At 64.5% G+C, this 22,751-nt stretch carries 17 protein-coding genes and 1 tRNA gene; 7 read left to right on the top strand and 11 right to left on the bottom strand.

Annotation, left to right across the window (positions count from 1 at the left end):
* Positions 1–197 precede the first annotated feature (197 nt).
* The 6 genes from ACLJEU_RS20335 to ACLJEU_RS20310 all read right to left on the bottom strand — a co-directional run bounded on the left by ACLJEU_RS20335 (position 198) and on the right by ACLJEU_RS20310 (position 7,925).
* Complete coding sequence (locus ACLJEU_RS20335; RefSeq protein ID WP_457795281.1) at positions 198–1,187, bottom strand: peptidylprolyl isomerase; 990 nt, start codon at positions 1,185–1,187, stop codon at positions 198–200.
* A gap of 26 nt (positions 1,188–1,213) precedes the next feature.
* Complete coding sequence (gene mfd / locus ACLJEU_RS20330; protein WP_414663190.1) at positions 1,214–4,630, bottom strand: transcription-repair coupling factor; 3,417 nt, start codon at positions 4,628–4,630, stop codon at positions 1,214–1,216.
* A 77-nt stretch (positions 4,631–4,707) separates the two neighbouring features.
* On the bottom strand, positions 4,708–5,403 hold the full coding sequence (rnc, locus tag ACLJEU_RS20325; protein ID WP_414663189.1) for a ribonuclease III: 696 nt from the start codon (positions 5,401–5,403) through the stop codon (positions 4,708–4,710).
* Positions 5,400–6,188 carry an ABC-2 family transporter protein gene (locus ACLJEU_RS20320; RefSeq protein ID WP_414663188.1) on the bottom strand — a complete coding sequence of 263 codons (789 nt, stop codon included), beginning with the start codon at positions 6,186–6,188 and terminating at the stop codon, positions 5,400–5,402. Before ACLJEU_RS20320 ends, rnc begins: the two co-directional genes overlap by 4 nt.
* A gap of 124 nt (positions 6,189–6,312) precedes the next feature.
* Positions 6,313–7,122: an ABC transporter permease gene (locus tag ACLJEU_RS20315; RefSeq protein ID WP_414663187.1), complete on the bottom strand. Its 810-nt coding sequence runs from the start codon at positions 7,120–7,122 to the stop codon at positions 6,313–6,315.
* A gap of 20 nt (positions 7,123–7,142) precedes the next feature.
* Positions 7,143–7,925: a ParA family protein gene (locus tag ACLJEU_RS20310; protein ID WP_414663186.1), complete on the bottom strand. Its 783-nt coding sequence runs from the start codon at positions 7,923–7,925 to the stop codon at positions 7,143–7,145.
* Positions 7,926–8,070: 145 nt separating this feature from the next.
* Between ACLJEU_RS20310 and ACLJEU_RS20305 the strand changes: the two genes are divergently transcribed.
* The 3 genes from ACLJEU_RS20305 (at position 8,071) to ACLJEU_RS20295 (ending at position 10,563) form a co-directional block, all read left to right on the top strand.
* Positions 8,071–8,145 (top strand) — tRNA-Cys (locus tag ACLJEU_RS20305).
* Between the two features lie 289 nt (positions 8,146–8,434).
* Entirely contained in the window at positions 8,435–8,734 is a 300-nt protein-coding gene (locus ACLJEU_RS20300) for a hypothetical protein (RefSeq protein WP_414663185.1), read from the top strand.
* A 215-nt stretch (positions 8,735–8,949) separates the two neighbouring features.
* Positions 8,950–10,563, top strand: coding sequence for an immunoglobulin domain-containing protein (locus ACLJEU_RS20295; RefSeq protein ID WP_414663184.1), 1,614 nt, complete (start codon positions 8,950–8,952; stop codon positions 10,561–10,563).
* 101 nt (positions 10,564–10,664) lie between these two features.
* Here ACLJEU_RS20295 and ACLJEU_RS20290 read toward each other — a convergent pair whose 3' ends face one another.
* Entirely contained in the window at positions 10,665–11,702 is a 1,038-nt protein-coding gene (locus ACLJEU_RS20290; protein ID WP_414663183.1) for a zinc-dependent alcohol dehydrogenase, read from the bottom strand.
* Between the two features lie 148 nt (positions 11,703–11,850).
* Here ACLJEU_RS20290 and ACLJEU_RS20285 point away from each other — a divergent pair, with 148 nt between their 5' ends.
* The 4 genes from ACLJEU_RS20285 to yjfF all read left to right on the top strand — a co-directional run bounded on the left by ACLJEU_RS20285 (position 11,851) and on the right by yjfF (position 16,467).
* A complete protein-coding gene (locus tag ACLJEU_RS20285) occupies positions 11,851–12,828 on the top strand; it encodes an ABC transporter substrate-binding protein (RefSeq protein WP_414663182.1) in 978 nt (325 codons plus the stop codon).
* Positions 12,829–12,900: 72 nt separating this feature from the next.
* A complete protein-coding gene (locus ACLJEU_RS20280; RefSeq protein ID WP_414663181.1) occupies positions 12,901–14,484 on the top strand; it encodes a sugar ABC transporter ATP-binding protein in 1,584 nt (527 codons plus the stop codon).
* On the top strand, positions 14,477–15,493 hold the full coding sequence (locus tag ACLJEU_RS20275) for an ABC transporter permease (RefSeq protein ID WP_414663180.1): 1,017 nt from the start codon (positions 14,477–14,479) through the stop codon (positions 15,491–15,493). Before ACLJEU_RS20280 ends, ACLJEU_RS20275 begins: the two co-directional genes overlap by 8 nt.
* Positions 15,490–16,467 (top strand): galactofuranose ABC transporter, permease protein YjfF, encoded by a 978-nt coding sequence (gene yjfF, locus ACLJEU_RS20270; protein WP_414663179.1) that lies wholly within the window; start codon positions 15,490–15,492, stop codon positions 16,465–16,467. Before ACLJEU_RS20275 ends, yjfF begins: the two co-directional genes overlap by 4 nt.
* A 94-nt stretch (positions 16,468–16,561) precedes the next feature.
* Here yjfF and araD read toward each other — a convergent pair whose 3' ends face one another.
* The 4 genes from araD to ACLJEU_RS20250 form a co-directional block, all read right to left on the bottom strand.
* Positions 16,562–17,257, bottom strand: coding sequence for an L-ribulose-5-phosphate 4-epimerase AraD (gene araD / locus ACLJEU_RS20265; protein WP_414663178.1), 696 nt, complete (start codon positions 17,255–17,257; stop codon positions 16,562–16,564).
* A gap of 60 nt (positions 17,258–17,317) precedes the next feature.
* Positions 17,318–19,450 carry a tetratricopeptide repeat protein gene (locus ACLJEU_RS20260; RefSeq protein WP_414663177.1) on the bottom strand — a complete coding sequence of 711 codons (2,133 nt, stop codon included), beginning with the start codon at positions 19,448–19,450 and terminating at the stop codon, positions 17,318–17,320.
* Positions 19,451–19,526: 76 nt separating this feature from the next.
* Positions 19,527–21,041 carry an L-arabinose isomerase gene (araA, locus tag ACLJEU_RS20255; RefSeq protein WP_414663176.1) on the bottom strand — a complete coding sequence of 505 codons (1,515 nt, stop codon included), beginning with the start codon at positions 21,039–21,041 and terminating at the stop codon, positions 19,527–19,529.
* Between the two features lie 30 nt (positions 21,042–21,071).
* Positions 21,072–22,733, bottom strand: coding sequence for a ribulokinase (locus ACLJEU_RS20250; protein WP_414663175.1), 1,662 nt, complete (start codon positions 22,731–22,733; stop codon positions 21,072–21,074).
* Between the last annotated feature and the right edge of the window lie 18 nt (positions 22,734–22,751).

The raw sequence follows: 22,751 nt of genomic DNA, 5'->3' as shown, positions 1-22,751 counted from the left end.
GGCTTGGCTTGAGCGACCGCGCGAATGCGAGCAACGGCGCCGCCTACTGAAAGCAGGGTAGGCCGGGGCGACGTGTAGCCCACCTGCACGCGTATACCTTCGGGCGCGGCGGGCACAAAAAAGGGACGCGGTAAAAACCGCATCCCTGAAAGGTAGAGCTGATGATCGCGTCCCGGTGTACGGGGTAAACGCGAGGCTCAGTAGTGTTTGATGTAGCCGTTGCGCCGGAGCCGCTCGAGCCAGCGTTCCTGGCTGGTCCGGCCCATTTGTTGGACGAGCATGCGTTCGATTTGGTCGCGCACTTCGTCAATCGGCTGGATGCCGGCGAACTTGCGGTCCTCGGCGAACAGCAGGAACGCGCCTTCCGGCAGGATAATGACTTTCGACGCGTCGCCCTTCTTCAATTCAAAGGCCGGATCGCTGAACTCCTTCTTGAAGTCGGAGCGTTTCATCCAGCCCCAATCGCCGCCCTTGGAGCGTTTCATGTCGTTGCTGAACTCCTTGGCGAGATCCTCGAATTTCTCCCCGGCCTTCTGGCGGGTGAGAATCTGGTTGGCCTTCTCGGTCAGCGTGGCGTCGGTCTCCGTCTCGGTGCGCGTCAGCTGGATGAGGCGCAGGTGGACGGCGTCCTCCTGGTAAAAGCGATCCTTGTTCTCGTTGTAGAACGTCTCGATGCGCACCGGGCTGACCAAGCTCTGGGACTTCTTCTGCTGGCCCTGCATGTACTGGAAGATGATGTTCTCCTCCACTTCCTTCCGGTAGTCGCGCTGCGTCTGGCCCTTGGCCTTCAGGAACGCGAGAAACTTGGAACGATCGCCCTCGAAACGCTCGGCGATTTCATCGGCGATGGCGTTGTCGACGTAGTGCGCCGGAATCTGGCGTTTCTCGTCCTTGCGGAATTCCTTCACGATCAGGACGCGGTCGACGAGATCCTGGATGGCGCTGTCCTGCAACTGCTCGAGCCGCTCCTGAAATTCCTTCTCGGTCTTGGCCTCATTCCGAATCTGCGGAATCAGCGGCCCGATGTACTGCATGATGTCCGCGACCGTGATGATTTTCTCCTCGGCGACGGCCACGATGCCATTTGCGAAACGCAGGTTCAGGTTCTCAGCGACCGCGCTGGTGGCCGGCGTCGCGGCCGGGGCGGTTTGCGCCAGCGCGCTCGCGCCGGACGCAGCGGCAAGCAAGACGGAGACTAGGCTGCAGCGTAACGTCATGGGTTCGGCAAGTTATTCAGAAACGAGATAATTTCCCTCAACCGTAGAAGGGGCTTGGGGGTGGTCAACCTTGGAAACCGCATTCCCACCTGCACCCAGTCGTCGCGGCGACCACTGTTGCGCAGGCATTTCAGGCGGCTCGACTCGGTTTCGACGGAGACGATGCCCTTTTGTTCCGCCCGAATCCGGATCTCGGTGATGAGGAGCAGCGCGCGGATTTCATCGCCAAATTTTCCGAAACGGTCGCGCAAATCAGACTCGATTTGCTTCAGCGACGGCAAGCCGTCGGCCATGGCGAGCTTGCGGTAAAAGTCTATCCGGAGCCGGGTTTCCGCGATGTAGGCCGGCGGAATCCGGGCCTGGATGCGGGCGACTTCGACGGCGTGCTCGTTCTCGGCGTCCTTGATCGCGGTGTAGCCGTCGGTGTGACGCCCCGCCTCGTTCGCCGGTCCCGCGCCCTCGCCCACAAACACGAAATCGAGCTTTACGCTCGCGCGAATGGCCGCGGCGGTTTTTTCACCCTTCAACCGTGCAACGGACTGGCGCAGCAGCTGGCAGTAGAGTTCGAAACCGACGCCCACGATGTGGCCGCTTTGCTCCGCCCCGAGGAGATTGCCGGCGCCGCGCAGCTCAAGATCGCGCATCGCGATGCGGAAGCCCGCGCCGAGTTGGTTGTGCTGGCGCATCGCGGTCAGCCGCTGGCGCGCGATTTCGAGTAGCCGGGTGTGCCGGTGGAGCAGCAGGTACGCGTAAGCCTGGTGTTTGAAACGGCCGACGCGTCCGCGCAACTGATACAACTGCGAAAGCCCAAAGCGATCCGCGCCCTCGATGATGATCGTATTGCTGTTGGGGATATCCAGGCCGCTTTCGATGATCGTCGTGGAAACGAGCACCTGGTGCCGACCCGCCACGAACTCCGTCATCACTTCTTCCAACTCGTCCGCGTTCATCTGGCCGTGACCGACGCCGATGTTCACGCCCGGCAGCAACTCGCGCAGCCGCGCCGCCACGAGTTCGATCGTTTGCACGCGATTGTGGAGATAGAACACCTGGCCGCCGCGGCGCAGCTCGAAGTGAATCGCGTCCACCACGACCTTCTCGTCGTAGGTCTTCACGATCGTCTGGATCGGGTGACGATTGGTCGGCGGGGTTTCGATGACGCTCAGATCGCGGGCGCCCGTGAGCGCCATGTAGAGCGTGCGCGGGATCGGCGTGGCGCTCATCGAGAGCACGTCCACGGTCTCGCGCATCTTCTTGAACACTTCCTTGTGCTTCACGCCGAAGCGCTGCTCCTCGTCGATGATGACGAGTCCGAGCTCCTTGAAGATCACGTCGCGCTGCAGCAACCGGTGCGTGCCGATCAGGATGTCGACCTGTCCGGCCGTGGTGGCGGCGACGATCTTCTTCAACTCCGCGCGACTGCGAAAACGACTGAGCATTTCGACGGCGATGGGATAGCCGGCCATTCGCTCGCGAAACGTGTTCAGATGCTGCTGCGCCAGCACCGTCGTCGGGACGAGCACGGCGACCTGGCGGCCGCCCTGCACGGACTTGAACGCCGCGCGGATCGCGACCTCGGTCTTGCCGAAACCGACATCGCCGCAGATCAAGCGATCCATCGGCCGCGTTTTCTCCATGTCGGTCTTCGTCTCGGCGATCGCGCGCAGCTGATCGCGCGTCTCCGTGAAGGGAAACGAGGCCTCGAACTCCTTCTGCCAGGTATTGTCCGGCGGATACGCATGGCCCGGCTGCGCCTCGCGCGAGGCGTGAATCCGCAACAGCTCGGCGGCGAGATCGATCGTCGCACGCTCGGCGGCCTGACGCGCCTTTTCCCAGCGGTTCGAGCCGATGCGACCGAGCTGGGGCTTTGCCTTGCTGAGCCCGACGTAGCGGCTGATGAGATGCGATTCCTGCAGCGGCACGTGCAGCGTCACGTGGTCGTCGAATTCCAGCGAGATGACCTCGCGGATGCCTTGCGCCGTATCCAGTTTGGTGAGTCCGCGGTAGTGCGCGATGCCGTGCTGCAGGTGGACGACGAAGTCGCCCTCGACCAGTTCGGAAAAGTCGAGGAGCTGATCGATCTGCGCGCGATGGGCCGTGACGCGGTTGCTCAGCGCGGGGCGCCGCTGGCGTTGCCGGCCGAAGATTTCAGTCTCGGTGACGACCACGAGGCCGGCCGGGAGCGCAGGCGTCCCGCCTGCCTTGGATTGCTTCCGGCCCGGAGCTCCGCTCGCCCAGCGCGCCCCTTCGCGGAACGTGATCCGAAATCCTTCGTTGAGCGTGCCCCGCCACCAGTGCGGCTGGATGACCTTCAGCGCCGAATCCTCCGCGAGGATTTCCTGCGCGCGCTTTTCCTCGCCTTCCTTCGACGCCACGAACGCGATCTCGTAACCGGCTTTCTTCCATGCGGCGACGGTGCGTAGGAATTCGTGCCGGGCGTCCTCCTCGACACTGAGACGCTCCTGCGCGACAAGGGCATCGTCCGGATACCGGCGATGATGGACCAGACTCTCGGTGTCCCACGTGACTTCGTCGGTCACACCGTCGAAGAGTCCGCTCGCTTCATCGAGATCGCTCAGGGCGAAAGACGCCGCGACGCGTTCCAGCAGCGGCGTGAGCCCGTCCTGGCCGTCGCGGGCAAAGGCGCTGAACTCCTCCTCGAGGGTGGCGGGTTCGACGAAGAGCAGGTGCGCAGCCGGGTTAAGATAGTCAGCCAGCCCCGTCTTGGACGGATCGAGCCGGATGCGTGGCGACGCGGCGAGCGAGATGGATTCGACCGCGGCACCGGAGCGCTGGGTGACCGGATCGAATTCGCGGATCGATTCGAGTTCGTCGCCGAAGAAATCCAAACGGTACGGTAGATTGGCCGTCACCGGATACACGTCGATGATGCCGCCGCGAATCGCGTAATGGCCCGGCGATTCACAAACCGCCTCGGAGTCGTAGTCCAGTTTCTGCAGCTGTTCGAGCAGGCCTTGAAACGGCTGCGTCTGGCCGCGCCGCAGCTGCAGTTCCCGGGTGGCGAATTCCTCCAGCGCCGGCACCGGTTGGAGCAGCGCCGCGGGTGTCGTTACGATCACCAGCGTGTCGGGGGTTCCGGCCAGGCCCCGGATGGCACGCAGGCGGGAGAGGACCGACAGCCGATCACTGGATGCGGCGAAGGCCTCGCGCATGTCGGCGCCGTCCTGCATCGACTCGGGAAATACCAGCGTGGACTGCGGCCGCGCATCGTCGAGGGAGCGATGGAAGAAGCCGATATCCTCGGCCAGATGTTCCGCCGCCTTCAGATCTTCAGCGACGACCAGCCAGACCGGTGTGCGGTGGGTGCGAAAAAGATCCGTGATGACGGCGCCGCGGGCGGGCGGGCAGACTCCGGTGAGCTTGCGGCGGATGAGCGTGGCGGCGGCCGGCATGAAAGGGAATCAGCAGGAAGCCGAGGAACCCGGGAAGCGCAAACCTCCAGGTGACCGCGTCGCGCCCCGACTTGGCGTCACTCCTCCGGCAGGGCAGCGAGACCGGCGCGGGCGGCTGCTTCTTCCGCCTGCTTCTTTGACGAACCGCGACCCGAGCCGAGCTGACGGTCATGGAGAAAAACAGCGACCTCGTACTCGCGCGCGTGATCCTCGCCCTGCACGCCGAGTACTTCGTAACGCAGCGCCGTGTTGCCGTGCGTCGGCTGCACGCGTTCCTGCAGGCGTCCCTTCGGGTTCTCGACGTCCTCGACGATGGCGAGACGTTCGGGGAGCGGACCGTAGAGGCCGAGCACGATGCGTCGCGTGGTTTCGAAATTCGAATCGAGGAAGATGGCGCCAATCATGGCTTCAAAGGCGTCCTCGAGCGCGCCCGCTCGCGCGCGCCCGCCCGTCGCTTCCTCGCTCGCGCCCAGCTGCAGCGCGCGCTCGAGGCCGATTTCCCGCGCCAGCCGCGCGAGAAACACGCCGTTGGCGAGCGCCGAGCGGCGCTTGCTCAGCACGCCTTCCCGATCGCCGGGAAATAATTCAAAGAGCGTCTCGGTCAGGATGAGCTGGAGCACCGCGTCGCCGAGAAACTCGAGCCGCTGGTTGCTTTCGACCAGATCCGGCCGGTCCTGCAGCAGCGACGGGTGGGTGACGGCGCGTTCGAGCAACGCCCGCTGGCGGAAGACGTGATCGATCCGGATTTCGAGCTGGTCGAGCGCGTCGTTCATGAGCTGGCACTCGCGTACCGGCGCAGGCCGCGGTTGAAGACGAAGACGGCCAGCGCGAACCAGGCGGCCGCCAGCCCGAACAGCCAGAGCGTCCAGAGGGGATCGAAACCGTGCAGGAGCGTGCGGGCGGGTGCGTTGCTGACCACGACGACGGGCAGCATCCAGACAAAGAGAAACTCGCTTACGCCCTTGAACGCCTGCCGCGGCAGCCGGGAAAATTCCGTCAGGGTGAAATAGCCGCCTTCGACGCCCTGCGCGCTCGTCAACCAGAACACCGCGGAGATCGACAGGATCAGGATGCTGTAGTGAATCACGAGACCGGCGCCCACGAGGCCGAAGTAGGCGACGACGTCGAGCACGCTCGGACTCAGCTTCAATTCATGAGCCGCGTAAACGACCACCGCGCCCGCGACCAGCGAGTTGATCAGGCCGTCCGGATCCAGTTTGCGCGTGGTCGCCATGAACATGACGTTGCCGGGCTGGGCCAGGAAGAAGTCGAAGTTGCCGCTGCGGACATTCCGGCCCATCTCGAAAATGCTGCTCCAGAAAAAGCCCATCAGGAAGCGCTGAATGAGCATCGATGTGCCGACGAGCAGCATCATCTCGTACTTGTTCCAACCCGCGATGGTGCTCGTGTGCTCGTAGATCACCGAGATCAGCAGCAGGTTCACGCTCATCCAGAAGAACTCCACGAGCGACCACACCAGGAAGTCGCCGCGAAACATCATCGTCCGGATGATCGAGTAGCGCGCGCTGGCCAGCCAGACTTTGAGATAGTGGAGCACGGGAATTGCGGAGGGCGGATTGCTGATGGCTGATTTCGAAAGTCTAAACGGGCGGTGGAGCGGGAGAGATCGAATCGAGGGCCTGAGTGAATCCGTAATCCGAAATCCAAAGTCCGCAATGGAATCAGCCGCCCACTGCCGTGTGACGCCGCAGGCCGCGGGCCCAGAGGATTTGGTTCACGATGAGCAGAATGATGACCCAACAGAGCTGAATGCCCAGGCCCTGCAGCGCGGCCGCATATTCGATGCGACCGGTGATGATCGCGCCGGGAAAATACATCTGGTAGTAGAACGGAAGGAACTGGGCGACGCGGTAGACCGCGGCGGGCAGCAGATCGAGCGGGAAGATCTGGCCGCCGAGCACTGACTCGATCGCCATCGAGAGAATGACGAAGCCCTGGATCTCGAGGAACCAGAACGTCAGCATGCCGAAACAGTAGGCGATGCTGAACTGGATGAGCGCCGACAACGCGATCGCCGGCACGCCAATCGCAAAGCGCCAGCCGTCGAACGGGAAGGTGAGATAGTCGCCGATCACGGGGAACGCGATGAGCAGCGGGATGAACACCAGTGCGCCTGATACCAGCCGCGCCGCGACGAAAATGCTGAATCGGTAGAGGAAGTAGTTGATCGGTTTCAGCAGGAACTGATTGATGAGTCCGTTGCGGATTTCCTCGCTGATTTGGTAGTCCTCGTTGAACGCGCTGATGAAAAACTGCAGCACGAGCAGCGTGACGAAGTACGTGAGCGTCTGGCGCAGATCGAAACCGCCGATCGACTCGGTGCCGGCAAACGCCGCGCCCCACAGGATGAATACGACCGCCAGGTGGAAGAGCGAAAAGAAGCCGCGGACGAGAAAGTTCCAGCGGTAGACGATGTTGCTCTGCAGTCCGACGAGGAAAGCCTGACGATACTTGTCGAGCGACGCGAACATGACGGCGATGCGGCCCGGCCTCAGCCCTTCAGCTTGAAGCGCTCGATGACTTCCTTCGCGAGATTGCGATAGGCGGTGGAGCCCGGATTCAGCGGGTCGTAGGCGAAGATCGTCTTCCCGAAGCTCGGTGCCTCGCTGAGGCGCACCGTGCGCGGAATGACGGTCTGGAAAATCTTGTCGGGCAGATGCTGCTTCACTTCGTCCACGACCTGGCGGGAGAGATTCGTGCGGAGGTCGAACATCGTCATGACCACGCCGCCCAGTTCGAGGCCGTCGTTGATGTGCGCGCTCTTCAGTCGTTCGACGTTGCGCAGAATCTGGCCGAGGCCCTCGAGGGCGAGGTATTCGCACTGTAGTGCGATGAGCAGGAAATCGGCGGCCGCGAGGCTGTTCATCGAAAGCATCCCGAGCGCCGGCGGGCAGTCGATGATGATGGCGCGATAGGTGCCGGCGGCGCGAATCGGGGCCAGGATGCCGCGCAGCTTGGCGAGGTAGTTTTCCGTCTGGGCGAGTTCGATTTCAGCGGCGGCGAGATCCTCCTCGCTGGGGATGAGCGAGAGATGGGCGTATTGCGTCGGCGTGATCATTTCGAGGGCGGTGCCCTCGCCCCGGAGCGGACCGTAGAGGCTCCGGCCGGCTTGTTTCTCGACGCCCACGGCGCTGGTGGCGTTGGCTTGGGGATCGAGATCGATCAGGAGAGTGGGAATCTTTTTCTCGGCGAGCGCCGCGCCGAGATTGACGGCGGTCGTGGTTTTTCCGACGCCGCCCTTTTGGTTGGCGATGGTGAAGACAGTGGTGGGCATGAAGGAAAAGGCAGCGTTCGGCACGAGCGCCGCGAGATGCCTAGTGACGAATGCCGATCGTCCGCAAGCGTGGCGTCGGTGTGAACGCATTTCAGCGCTTGCGCGGCGATTTTTTTCCTGCAACGTCCAGCCTTCCTGAGATGAGGGCGCGGTAGCCAAGTGGTAAGGCCGAGGTCTGCAAAACCTCTATGCGCCGGTTCAATTCCGGCCCGCGCCTCCAATCTCGCAATGCATCGGCAGCCGCAGCACCTCCTGCGGACTGTGATTTAAGCCCGGTGTAGTGATTCGATCCGCGCTGGCCGGTGTCCACCACCGCGACCTTGCGATTCATCCGCCCTGCACCGCGTGGACCACGCGATCCACTGCTCGGAAAAGCGACCGCACGAAAACGATTTCGCGTCGCGATCAGATTTTCGAAACACGCGCAAGTCCATGCGGTCAACGCGCACAGGCTCGTTCGGGCGCACACGGCGTCCGCTTCGTTGCCGGACCGAATCCGTTCTCCCCCCATGCAGCAGGACACCACCGCCGTTTATCAACTCCTCGACTTCGCCACCGAGGCCGAGCGCTACCTCACCGGTCACACGACGCCGGTTCAAAGTGAAGTCATTCAGCCCGCGCGCGACGCCTGCGCCGTTGCGCGGGGCTATGTCGATCTGGTGCGTCTCTACGGAGAGCCCGTGAACATCGACAACCTCGAGCGCGTGCTCGTCGCCGTGGCTGATGCCATCGCCGACCGTCGGGTCCAGCGTCGATACCTGACCCGCTTGCGGTCGATCGTGGCGTGGACCCGTCTCTCCTCCGCTTGAGCCAGTCAGCGGAGTCCCTTTCCCCGGGGGTTCGGCGCACCTATTATTCGCGTAAGTTGATGTTAATAAGATGTAAATATCGCGCGAAACGAGGGCTTTAATCAGCCGCAAAGTGTTTGTAGGGAGTCATTAGTGACTTATTCACATGCCTGCGGTCGGTACGTAGACGAGATTGAGGGTTTACCCCCGCGCTCCGTCACGCGCTTTTCGATGCGATGCCATACGCTCAGTCGCTCCGTTCATTTCCCGTTCTCGTTATCAAGTCATTCTTCGCCCTCATCGCGATCGCTGCCGGTTTAGCTCTCCCCAACCTGTGGGCCGCTCTTCCCGCTCCCGCACTTTCCGCAGAATATGCGGCTCCCGGCACCGATGTGACCTTCACGGTGACCGCAGACGGGAATCCTGCTCCGGCGTTTCAGTGGCTCAAGGAGTCGACTCCCATTCCTGGCGCGACCACGAGTTCGCTCGTCCTGCGCAATGTCTCGAGCGAGGACAGCGGTTTCTATTACGCCGTCGCTTCCAACGTCGCGGGCTGGGCGCTGAGTAATGAAATCTTCCTTGCCGTAGCGGTGGTCGATTCAGCTCCGGCCATCACCGTGCAACCGCCCCAAACGCTGATCGGCTATGTGGGCGGCTCGCTCAGTCTCACGGTCTCGGCGAGCGGCGTGCCAGCCCCGGCTTACCAATGGTTGAAAAACGGCGTTCCGATCGCGGGGGCCACGCAATCGACGCTTAGCCTGAGCCCGCTCGTCGCTGAAGCGACCGGTGCCTACGCTGCAGTTGCCACCAATCGGCTCGGTTCCGTGCAAAGCACGCCGACTCTCCTCGCCGTCTTTTCGGCGCAGCCTTCCGCCCCACCGAAGGGCCCGGCGATCGCGCCGCAGATCACCGTGCAGCCGGCTGCGTCCACGTCCTTGTTGCCGGGCAGCCAGATCACGTGGTGGGTGGAGGCGTCGGGCACCCCGGCGCCGACGTTTCAATGGTACAAGAATGGCGTTTCCATGGCCGGTGGCACCCACTCAAGCTTCACGATCGCCAGCCTGACGGCGGATGACGCCGGGATCTACTCGGTGCGTGCGACCAACAGCGCGGGTTCGGTCAACAGCACCGACGCCACGCTCGTGATGCTGTCGCTGCCTCGCCCGGGCTTGCCGCCCGCGACATCGTCGACGGGCTCCGTGGAGGAAAATCAGCCTCCGGCGATCACCCAGGAGCCGGATTCGATCCTCAACGCCAGCCCCGGCGCGACGGCGACGTTCACGGTGGCGGCCAGCGGCAGCCCGGCTCCGAGCTATCAGTGGACTCGGAATGGCAACGTGGTTGCGGGTTGGACGTCGGCTACGTTGGAGTTGGTCGGAGTGTCGACGAACGATGTCGGAGTCTATTCCGCCGTCGCGACCAATGCCGCCGGCACGGTGAAAACCCGCGACGTCATGCTCACTCTGGCCGAAGCGCCGTTGCCCGTCGCGCCGGCTCCGTCGTCGCCCCCGCCGCTGCCTTCGGCGGGACTCGGGCCGCAGGTGGAGGCACCTTCCATCACGGTGCAGCCCGCTAGCACGCAGTCCGCGGCCACGGGTGCGAGCGTCACGTTCACCGTCGGAGTTTCCGGCTCCCCGGCACCGACCGTGCAGTGGTTCAAGAATGGAATCCCGCTCGGCGGTGCGACCGACGTGACACTCACGTTGACCAGTGTGACCACCAACGACTCGGCCACGTATGCGGTCTCGGCGAGCAATGTCGCCGGCTCCGTGCAAAGCGAAGATGCCGTGCTGACGGTGAGTTCGCCGCCGCCCGGTCCGGCCAAACCCCGTCCGCCGTCGATCCGGTAAATCCGCGCGAGCGCTGTGCGGGAACGGCGCGAACGCATCGTGGCGTTCGCGCTGCTGGCGTCACATCCGCCGCGAGCGGCGACGTCGCAACGTGAGTCCGCTCACGGCTGCAGGATTACCTTCATGTAGCGTCCGCCGTCCTTCGCGCTGAGTTTGGCAAACCACGCCGCGCCGTCGGCCAGCGGCGCGACGGTTTCGATCATCGGCTTCACGTTGATCACGCCGCGCGCGATCAGGTCCAGGCAAAGCGGATACTCGCCGGCGCTGGCGCAGGATCCTACAACGGTGATCTCCTTGGTCACCACCGCCTGCAGCGGGAAATCCTGGGTCTTGGGCGAGAGGTTGCCCACGAGAACGCACGCGCCGCCGCGCTTCAAGACGGCCAGCGCCAGATTCAGCGTGGCCGTGAATCCGACCACTTCAAAGGCCGTGTCCGCACCCAGGCCCTCCGTGATCCGCGCCACCTCGGCGGCGGCGTCGCTGGTGCCGGAATTGATCGTGTGCGTGGCGCCAAGCTGGCGGGCGAGGGCAAGACGATTGTCCGCGAGGTCGACCGCGACCACGTTCTTCGCGCCTGCCCACCGCAACGCCTGAATCACCAGGAGTCCGATCATCCCGCTGCCGACGACGACCGCCGTCGAGCCCGGTGCGATCCGGGTGCGCTGCACGGCGTGAACTGCGATCGAGACCGGCTCCACCATGGCCGCTTCGGCAAACGGCAATGTGTCCGGTAGCCGGTAAAGAATCCGATCCGGCAGCGCGAGCCGCTCGGCAAACGCGCCGTGCTGACGATATTCGACGGGCGCGACGCCGACCACGCGGCGGTTTTCGCAAAGGTTGACCTGGCCGTCGCGGCAGAACCGGCACGCGCCGCACGAAATCGTCGAATCGAACGTCACGCGATCACCCGCTTTCCACGCAGTGACGCGCGGACCGGTACTGACCACTTCACCGGCCGCTTCGTGTCCCATGATCAGCGGCGGGCGTCGCCGGCCGGTCGATCCATCCCAGCCGTGAATGTCGCTGCCGCAGATTCCGCAGGCGTGCACTTGCACGACGACTTCATCGGCGGCGGGCGTCGGATCGGGGAACTCGACGTAGTCGAGCGTGGAGGGGGCGGACAGCAGAAGAGCCTTCATGGGTGAAAGAGGGTGAGCAGGTGCCAGCCAAACGCACGCAACGCCGCGGCGGCAAGCGCGCTGTGGTCGGGCTGGACGGTTCGATAACAAAATCCACGTGACCCCTTGCGGCGTCTCCGTCGAGGCTTCAACGTCGGGTTCCCCGGCCATGAATACCCCGATGCTCCGCAACCGCTTTCTTCGCCTGTCCGCGTTCGCCGCGGCCCTTCTCCTCACCGGTTTCTCCGCGCTGCACGCCGCGACCAAGCCGGGCAAGGTGCTCAAAATCGGTTTCGCCCAGACGGGCGCCGAGAGTGCGTGGCGGACGGCCAACTCGGAATCGATGAAGGCCGAGGCCGCCAAACGTGGCATCGATTTCAAATTCTCCGACGGCCAGGGCAAACAGGAGAACCAGATCCGCGCCGTGCGCTCGTTCATCACGCAGGGTGTCGACGCCATCGTGATTGCCCCGATCGTGGCGACCGGTTGGGATCCGGTGCTGCGCGAAGCCAAACGCGCCAAGATTCCCGTGATCCTCACCGATCGTGCGATTCAGACGGCCGACGAATCCCTCTATGTGTGCTTCATCGGCTCCGATTTCTACGAGGAAGGCCGGATGGCGGCGGACTGGCTGGCCAAGGCCGTCAACGGCAAGGGCAACATCGTCGAACTCCAGGGCACGCCCGGCTCCGACCCCGCGAACGAGCGGCGCAAGGCGTTTGCCGACGCCATCGTCAAACATCCCGGCTTGAAGATCATCGACTCGCAGAGCGGCAACTTCGAGCGCACCTCCGGCAAGCAGGTGATAGAGGCCTTCCTGAAGAAACACGGGAAGAACTTCTCCATCGTGTATTCGCACAACGACGACATGGCGCTTGGCGCCGCACAGGCCATCGAGGAGGCGGGCCTGAAGCCCGGCAAGGACATCACGATTGTCAGCATCGATGCCGTGCGCGAAGCCGTGCAGGCTGTTGTCGCCGGCCGGATCAATTGCACCGTCGAATGTAATCCGTTGTTCGGGCCGAGCGTGTTCGACACCATCAGTCGGGTTCTCTCCGGTGAAAAGGTGCCGAAGAAGATCATCAACCAGGACGAGCTGTTCGACGCCACCAACGCCGCGGCCGCGCTCCCGACGCGCAAGTATTGACGGAAGCGCGGGCGGCCCGTCCGCTTTCCGCACCCGACCGCCCGGCGACCCCGTGCTTTCATTTTCCCGGTGATGTCCCACGCCCTGCTCGACCTGCGAGGAATCACGAAGCGGTTTCTCGGCGTGACGGCCCTGAGCGGCGTGGATTTCTCGGTGCGGTCCGGCGAGATTCACGCGCTCCTCGGCGAGAACGGCGCGGGCAAGTCGACTTTGATCAAGGTGCTGACCGGCGTGCACCGGCCCGACGGCGGCACGATGACCCTCGACGGTGGCGTCATCGCTCCCGCGTCGCCCAAGGAAGCGGAGCTGGCCGGGATCAGCACCGTCTACCAGGAGGTGAATCTCATTCCAGCGCTGTCCGTCGCGGAAAACATCGCCCTCGGGCGGCAGCCGGGGCGTTTCGGTTTCGTGAATTGGGCCGCGATGCGCCGTCACGCGCGGGCAGCGCTGGCGAAACTGGAGATCGCCTGTGACGTCGACGCTGAACTCGGTTCGCTGTCCGTGGCCCTCCAGCAAATGGTCGCGATTGCCCGCGCCCTCGATTTGCGCGCACGCCTGCTCGTCCTCGACGAACCGACTGCCAGCCTGGACGAGAAGGAGGTCGGTGAACTCTTCAAGGTGATGCGGCAGCTGCGCGCCGACGGCCTGGGCATCGTGTTCGTCACGCACTTCCTCGATCAAGTCTACGCCGTGAGCGATCGCCTCACCGTGCTGCGCAACGGTCAGCGCGTCGGTGATTACGTCACGGCCGAACTGCCCCGCCTCGCCTTGATCAGCAGGATGCTCGGTCGCGAAGTGACGGACGAGTCGGGTCGCAGCGCCGTCCGCGTGGCTGAATCACTCGAGCAGGCGAATCCGTCACCGCCGGCTTCGGCAGACCCGCATGTTGCGACCACACTGTCCGACCCACTCGGCATCTCTCCTGCGCCCGTGCTCGAAGCGCGCGGCCTGACGCGGCGCGGTGCCATTGCGCCGATCGATCTCACCTTGCGCCGGGGCGAGGCGACAGGCCTGGCGGGCCTGCTCGGATCCGGGCGCACCGAGACCGCACGGCTGCTGTTCGGGCTCGACCGCGCCGACGGCGGTACGATCGCGATACACGGCCGGTCGGTGCGGATCGCTTCGCCGCGCGAGGCCGTGCAGCTCGGACTCGCCTTTTGCTCCGAGGATAGGAAGACGGAGGGAATTTTGCCCAACCTGTCGGTCCGGGAAAATCTGATCATCGCCCTGCAGGCGAAACAGGGCGCCTGGCGCACCTTGAGCCGGGCGGACCAGTCTGCCCTCTGTGCGCACTACATCGCCGGACTGCGGATCAAGACAGCGGACGCCGAAACGCCGATCAAACATCTGTCAGGCGGCAACCAGCAAAAAGTGCTGCTCGCCCGCTGGCTGGGGACGCGGCCGGAGCTGATCATTCTCGACGAGCCCACGCGCGGCATCGACGTGGGCGCGAAGGCCGAGGTGGAGCAGCTGATCGCCAAACTGTGCGCCGACGGATTGTCGGTCCTGCTGATTTCTTCGGAGATCGAGGAAATCGTGCGGACGTGCGGACGCGTCACGGTGCTGCGCGAGCGTCGCTCTGCCGGCGAGGTGGCGGCTGGCCCGGACCTCACGCCGGAGCGACTGATGCGGGTGATGGCGGGCACGCATGAGTGACGTAACCACATTTTGGGCACGGCTCGCGCGCAGTCCGATCGCCTGGCTGGTGGGCGGCTTGGTCGCCCTGACCGCGTTGAACCTCACGATCGATCCCTCTTTTCTTAAGATCGTGGTGAAGGACGGCCACCTCTATGGCGTACCGATCGACATTTTGAACCAGGGTTCGCGCACGATGCTGCTCGCGCTCGGCATGACGCTGGTCATCGCCACCGGCGGCGTGGATCTTTCGGTCGGTTCCGTCGTCGCGATCGCCGGCGCAGTGTGTGCATTGCTGCTGCAAGCGGGTGCGAGCCTCGCCACCACGATTGCGGCGGCGGTGGGCGTGGGCGTGCTGGCGGGGAGCGTCAACGGCCTGCTCGTGGCGCGCCTCAGCATTCAGCCGATCGTGGCCACGCTCATCCTGATGGTGGCTGGTCGCGGCATCGCCCAGCTCGCGAGCGGCGGGCAGGTCATCATCATCGCGCATCCGGCGTTCGAATACTTTGCCAACGGCTACGTCCTCGGCCTGCCGGTGGCGCCGTTGCTGGTCGTCGGCTTGTTTGCCGCGACCTCGATCTTCGTCCGCCGTACGGCGGCGGGATTGTTCGTCGAAGCGGTCGGGGACAATGAAACGGCGAGTCGCTTTGCGGGCCTGGCCGCCGCGCGCGTCAAGACGCTGGCCTATGTGTTCTGCGGAGGTTGTGCGGGACTCACCGGCGTGCTGACGGCGGCGAACGTGCGCGCCGCCGACGCAAACCGGGCGGGTGAAAACGCCGAGCTCGACGCCATCTTCGCCGTGGTCGTGGGCGGCACGGCGCTGACCGGCGGCCGGTTCTCGATTGTCGGTTCGTATCTGGGCGCGCTGTTGATGCAGACCCTCGCGACGACGATGTACTATCGCGGCGTCGCGCCCGCGGTGGCCCCGGTGCCGAAGGCCCTGCTGATCATCCTGGTGTCGCTGTTGCAGTCGGAAAAGCTGCGCGCATGGGTGGCGGGCGCGTGGCGGCGAAAGGAGCCGGTGACATGAGTGCCTTGGCATCCGTGGTACGGCGCAATCTGCCACTGGGCGTGACCGGGTTGATCCTGGTCGTCCTCTTTGGAGCGGCTTCGTTGGCGTACGACGGTTTCTTCTCGCCCCGCGTGATGGTGAATCTTTTCGCCGACAATGCCTTCCTCGGCATCGCCGCGGTGGGCATGACGCTGGTGATTTTTTCCGGAGGGATTGATCTGTCGGTGGGCGCGGTGATCGGTTTCACGTCGATCTTCACGGCGACGCTGATCTCCGGCCACGGGGTCACGCCGGTTGTGGCGTGGACGGGCGCCGTGGGACTCGGGGGGCTACTCGGTGCGGCGATGGGCGCGTTGATCCACGTGTTTCGGCTCCCGGCGTTCCTCGTCACACTCGCCGGCATGTTCCTCTCGCGGGGTGCGGGGTTCTGGCTGAACACGGAGTCCGTTGGAATCACGCATCCGTGGTACGAGGCGATCGCGAACTTCAGTCTCTCCCTCGGCGAACGTATCCAGATTCCGGCGGCGGCCCTGCTGCTGCTTGGTTTCGTGGCGGTCGGCTACGTGGTGGCGCATCATCGGCGCTTTGGCCGGACGCTGCTGGCCATCGGCGGCAACGAGCAGTCCGCGATCCTGATGGGCCTCCCCGTGGGCCGGACCAAGATTGCGGTCTACACGCTGAATGGCATGGGCGCTGCGGCGGCCGGCATTGTGGCGACGTTGTACACCGGGTCGGGCAATCCCAGCATGGGCACCGGCCTCGAACTGGATGCGATCGCGGTGGTGGTGATGGGCGGCACGCTCCTCGCGGGCGGGCGCGGGCATCTGCTGGGCACGTTGTTGGGCGTGCTGATTTTCGGCACGATCCAGGCGGCGATTCTTTTCGACGGCCGGCTCAGCTCCTGGTGGATGAGGATCGTCGTCGGCGCGCTGCTGCTCGGCTTCATCCTGCTGCAGCGGTTTCTCGTGCGCGGCGCGGGCCGGCGGGCGTAGTTTGAGCGTGCCCGTATCGGTTCGAGGTAAACGTAGACGATCCACTCGCTGGCGCTCGCGGCCACGCGGAGATCATCCGATCGAACGATGCGGCCTACTTCTGTCCGTAGTACGCCGCGGGTCCGTGCTTTCGTTTGAAATGTTTGTCGAGCAGCTCGGGCTCGATCTTGCGCAGCTTCGGATTCAGTTGCAGCGACATGTAGGCGAGGTGGGCGACGCATTCCACGGCCACGGCCACTTCGACGGCCTTGGCGACCGTCGGGCCCCAGGTGAACGGCGCGTGGCGCTGGACGAGCACCCCGGGAAAGTCGAGCGGGTCGAGATTGTCGGCGAGGAAGCGTTCCACGATCACGTTGCCCGTGGCCCATTCATAGGCACCGCTGATCTCGAACTCCGTCAGCTTGCGCGTGAGCGGCACGTCACCGTTGAAGTAGTCGGCATGCGTGGTTCCGAAAATCGGAATCGTGCGGCCCGCCTGGGCAAAGGCCGTGGCGTGCGACGAGTGCGTGTGCACGACGCCGCCGATCTTCTTGAACGCGAGAAACAGCCGCCGGTGCGTCGGGGTGTCCGACGACGGGTTGAGTTTTCCCTCCACCTTCCGCCCTTCGAGATCGACGAGCACCATGTGGCTCGGGCGCAGGTCGGCGTAGGCGACGCCACTGGGTTTGATCGCAAAGATTCCCCGGCTGCGATCAATCGCGGAGGCGTTGCCGAAGGTGAGATTGATCAGCCCGTGGCGCGGCAGGGCAATGTTCGCCTCGTAGGCTTCGCGTTTCAGATCGGTGAGCATGAGAGAGGGTGAAGAGTGGTGCGGTCGGACGTTTGAAGGAAGCGCGCTGGTCGTCAGCTTTCACGGGCGCAATGGAACGGCGATCCGTTTTGAGTTCAGTCGTTGCCGCAGGTATTCCAGCCGCCGGGCGGCCTCAGGAAAATCCGGCTGCAGTCGCAGGACGTACTCGAGTTGCGCGGCCGCCGGTTCCCACTGTTCCAGGTGCTCGAGAACCAAGGCGGCATTGTAGCGGGCAGGGACCAGGTCGGGTGCTAGCTGCAACGTGCGTTCGTAGGCTCCGAGCGCTTCCGCGTACTGGCCGTTCTGGGTGAGGGCACGTGCCAGCAGATGCTGGGCGGCGACAAGGTTGGGATCGAGCCGCAGTGCTTCGCGCAAGGCGACGATAGCGGCGGATAGGTCCTCAAGCTCAAAGCGGACCTGGCCCAGTTTCCAATGCGCGACGGCGTGCTGCGGGTTCAAACGCACGGCGTTTTCGGCATGCGTTGCTGCTTCAGTTAACTGGCGATCCGCCAGCAAGGCCGAGGTGAGATTCACCTCGGCCTCGAGAAAGTTCGGCACGAGCGCCAGCACGCCGCGGTAGCCGGCCCGGGCAACTCCAAATTGTCCGGCTTGAAGATGGAGATTCGCGCGTCGGAACAACGCGTCGGGGTCCGCCGGCCGCAGTTTCAGCCCGGCGTCAAAGTGGGCAATGGCGGCATCGCCTCGCCCCAGTTCCGCCAGGCAGCGGCCAGCGGCGAAGTGGGTTTCAGCGATGGGATGCAGCTGCAGCGCCGTCTCCAATTCCGGCAGCGCCTCGGCTGGCCTGCCGGCCAGCAGCAGGGAACTGCCCAGATTGTTACGCGCTTCCACGTAGGTGGGATTCAGTCGGGTCGCGCTGCGGTAGCTCGCGATCGCAGCGGGAAACTCACCGCGAAGAAGGAAGACGTTGCCCAATTCGAAGCGGGCCCGCGCGTTGTTCGGTTTGCGGACGACGTTGTCGGTCCAGAGCGCGACATCGCTTTGGTAGAGCGTGTTGCGGTGCAACGTAAGAAGTCCAAGCGCCACCGCGATGGCGCACAGTGCGATTCGCGCGTGCGCACCCAGCATCGACGTCACCGCCAGCACCGACACCACCAGCGGCGCCGCGAGCGAAAGGTACGTGCGATGTTCAAAGATGCTGTCCAGGAGCGGTACCACGCTGGAACTGGGCGCGAGGATCCCCAGAAACCACAGGCCGGCGAATCCCCAGCGCGGCCAGCGGAAAAAGGCGAAGAGCGTGCCCGCGACCAGCGCGCCCAGCGCAAACGCATACGGGGCGGCGGAGAGGACACCATCGAACGGCAGCAGTCCGCCGTGATCGATCATCAGCGGGTACGGTTTGAACGCGACGCCGAGGTAGTGGGGCACCGCGCGAATTTGGGTGATGGCGTAGGCCCAGGGCGTCACTCCGACGTCGAGACCCGCGGTGCCACCACGCCCGTCATTGCCCGCCATCAGGATCCCCAGCAGCACCCAGGAGGACACGAGCGCGGCGTAGTACCAGGGCCGCTGGCGCAGCGCGCCGGCAATCGTTCCACTGCGAAACGCCCGGTCGTAGGCGAGGATCATCACCGGGGCGGTCGCCATCACTTCCTTCGTGGCCATGCCGAGAAAGCAGGTGAACACCGACACGGCGAACCAGCCCCGGGCGTCCGTTCGTTCGGACCCGCGGATGAAGGCGTACAAGGTTGAGAGATACAGCAAGCCGCTCAACGACTCGGCCCGCTGCACGATATAGGTGACCGACTCGGTTTGAACCGGATGCACGGTCCAAAGGAGTGCAGTCCAGCCCGCCACAGTCGTGGCGCTTCCGGCGAAACGAGTGTTCGCAAGGGAACGGCGCACGACGCCAAACAGGGCCAGGCCCGCGAGCGCATGGATGAGGAGATTGAGTGCATGGTAGCTCCAGACCGCCTGACCGCTCAGCGCATGGTTGAACGCGAGCGTAAGGTTGAGGAGTGGCCGGCCGCCGACGGTTGCGCCGGCGGTATGCGGCGGTGACAGCACGGGGCCCAGCGGCCACAGGCTGCGAATCGTCGGATTGTTTACGATCGAAGCGATGTCATCGAAAATGAACGGCGCGGCGAAGGTGTTCGCGTAAGTGAGCGCCGCGGCGAGGGCGATGCCCGTTGCGACGACGTAGCAACTCGGCTGATGCGGGACGGGCCTGTTCATTCCCTCGGGGGCGGCACGACGTTCTAGGCGCTTCTCGTCCGGTCAACCCGAGTTCCACCGGCCGTGCGCGGTGGCATCAGCTGCGAAAGCCTTGGGCCAGGTGGTGGTAGACCTCGTTGGTGCGGAGATCCTGCTTGAACCGGCCGAGCTCGGTGTCGGCCCCGATGACGACGCATTCGATGCCGGCGATCGTGGCGAAGTCCTCGAGGTGTTCACGCGTCACGCAATAACTGTACCCCGTGTGATGCGCGCCGCCGGCGAGAATCCAGGCACCGCAGGCGGTCTTGAAATTGGGCCGACACTCCCACACGGCGCGGGCGACGGGCAGCTTGGGCAGTTTGGGCGTCTTGACGGCGTCGACTTCATTCACGATCAGCCGGAAGCGGTTGCCGAGATCGACGAGCGACGCATTCAGCGCCGGACCGGTCCGGGCATCGAACACGAGGCGGACGGGATCCTCGCGGCCGCCGATACCGAGCGGATGGATTTCAACCGTGGGCTTGGTTGCCGCGATGCTCTCGCAGATCTCGAGCATGTGCGCGCCGAGCACCTGGTGACCCTTGGGCGACAGGTGGTACGTGTAGTCCTCCATGAACGACGTGCCGCCTTTGAGATCGGCGCCAATGACCTTCATCGCGCGCAGCAATGCGGCGGTTTTCCAATCGCCCTCTGCGCCGAAGCCGTAGCCCTCCGCCATCAGCCGTTGCACGGCGAGTCCGGGCAGTTGCCGCAGGCCGTGCAGATCCTCGAACGTCGTCGTGAAACCCTTGAAACTGTCTTGCTCTAGGAAAGCGCGCAGACCGAGCTCGATGCGGGCGCCGTAGCGGAGCGATTCATGGCGGGCTCCGCCTTTGCGCAGTTCCTTCGCGATGACATAGCGCTCGGCGTATTCGGCGCATAGATCATCGACCCGCCGATCGTGGATGCCGGCGTCGGCAATCTTCGCGACGAGATCGCCGATGCCGTAACCGTTCACTGAGAAACCTAAGGTCATTTCGGCGGAAACCTTGTCGCCGTCCGTGACCGCGACCTGGCGCATGTTGTCGCCGAAGCGGGCGAACTTCGCGCCCTGCAAATCGTGCCACGCGCGCGCGACTCGCATCCAGGCGCCGAGACGATCCTCGACTTCCGGATCCTGCCAGTGACCGACGACCACTTTGCGGGCGAGCCGCATGCGGGTGTGGATGAACCCCGCCTCGCGATCGCCGTGCGCGGACTGGTTGAGGTTCATGAAGTCCATGTTGATCGTGCTCCACGGCAGGTCGCGGTTGAACTGCGTGTGGAGGTGAACGAAGGGCTTGCGCAGCGCGTTGAGCCCGCCGATCCACATCTTCGAAGGTGAAAATGTGTGCATCCACAGGATCAGGCCCGCGCAGTTGATCGCGTTGTTCGCCTCCAGGCAGAGTGCGCGAATCTCCTCGGGCGTCTTGACGACGGGCTTGAACACGACGTCGAGCGGGACGCGCTTGGAACCGTCGAAGCCCGCGACGATCGCCTGGGCGTTGCGGGCCACCTGCGCGAGCGTTTCGGGCCCGTAAAGATGCTGGCTGCCGGTGACGAACCAGATTTCCGGATGAGTGAGGAGATGCACGGGAAGGAGACGGGGGGCGTGGCGGGTGGCTCAGCGGCTGGCGCGCTGTTTCACGTCGAGCAGATCCTTCATCAGGCGGGAAAGATCGGCGGACTTGTCCAGCCCGCCCAGGGCGTCGTGGAGTTGCCGATACAAGCGGTAGAGTTCGTCGTAGACTTTCCGATGGGCGGCGATGGGACGGTAGCTCTTCCGCTGCACGCGGGTCATGGCCTTCTGGGCGGCCGGGAAGCTGGGGTGGGCGCCGGCGAGAACGGCGGCGCTGATCGCGGAGCCAAGGGCGCAGGCTTGGGACGAGCCTGACACCTGCATGGTGCAGCCGGTGATGTCGGCGTAGATCTGCATCAGCATCGGATTTTTCTCGGCGATGCCGCCGGCGCAGACGATCCGATCGACGGGCACGCCGTACTCGCGGATGCGTTCCAGGATGGCGCGGGCGCCGAAGGCCGTGGCCTCGATCAGGGCCCGATAAATCTCCGCCTGCGTCGTGTAGAGCGTCTGACCAATGAGCGCGCCGGTCAGCAACGGATCCACGAGGATCGTCCGGTTGCCGTTGTTCCAGTCGAGCGCGAGGAGACCGGATTGGCCGGGTTTATGTTTCGCGACCTCCTTGGTGAGGCGCGCGTGGAGCGCGGCATCACCGCGGCAGACGACCTCGACCCACCACTTGAAAATATCGCCGACGGCGGACTGCCCGGCTTCGATGCCGTAGAAGCCGGGAAGAATCGCGCCCTTGACGATGCCGCAGATGCCCGGGATGTCGGGCACGGTTTTTGCCGCCGAGACGACGCCGCAGTCGCAGGTCGACGTGCCGATGACCTTCACGATCACGCCCTCGGCCACGCCGCAACCGATGGCGCCGTAATGGACGTCCATTTCGCCAATCGCGATCGGGATGCCGGCGCGCAGACCGAGTTTCTTCGCCCAGGCGGGCGTCAGCGCGCCCGCGGAGGCGGTGGCGTCATGGGCTTTCTCATACAACCGATCGCGCAGCTCGGCGAGTTTCGGGTGCAGCAGCGTGAGGAACGCCTTGTCCGGCAGGCCGCCCCAGTCGTCGGCGTAGAGCGCCTTGTGTCCGGCGCAACACACGCCGCGGACGACATCGGCGGGCACGGTCGCGCCGGCGAGCACCGATGGTATCCAGTCGGCCAATTCAACCCAGGAATGCGCGGCGGCGAAAACGTCGGGCGCCACGTTCAGGCAGTGCCAGATCTTCGACCAGAACCACTCGGACGAATACGTGTTGCCGCATTTCGCGATGAACGCCGGCCGGTGTTGAGCGGCGAGCGCGGTGATCTGCGCGGCTTCGCGGACGCTCGTGTGATCCTTCCAGAGCCAGCACTGGGCGTTGAGATTCTTCCGCCACTTCCGATCGAGGGCCAGCGGCCGGTTGTGGGCATCGACGGGCATCGGGCTCGAACCGGTGGTGTCGACGCCGATGCCGATGATCTTGTCGGGCGAAAATCCGCGCGCCTTCTTCGCGGCGGCGAGTGCGCCGCGGACGGATTCCTCAAGGCCGATCAGGTAGTCGCCGGGATGCTGGCGGGCGAGGTGGTGATCCTTCGGATCGAGGAGCACGCCCTGGTGTCCGCTGGGGTAGTTGACCACCGCGGAGCCGAGCTCTGCGCCATCGGCGCAACGAACAACAAGGGCGCGGACGGAATTGGTGCCGTAATCGATGCCAAGAGTGAACATGGGAAGGATCAGAGTTAT

This window comes from Terrisphaera buseokensis, from assembly GCF_047521145.2.
Taxonomy (GTDB): Bacteria; Verrucomicrobiota; Verrucomicrobiia; order Opitutales; family Opitutaceae; genus ER46.
Note: the sequence above shows the minus strand (reverse complement) of the source record. Positions and strands in the feature narration are given on the sequence as shown.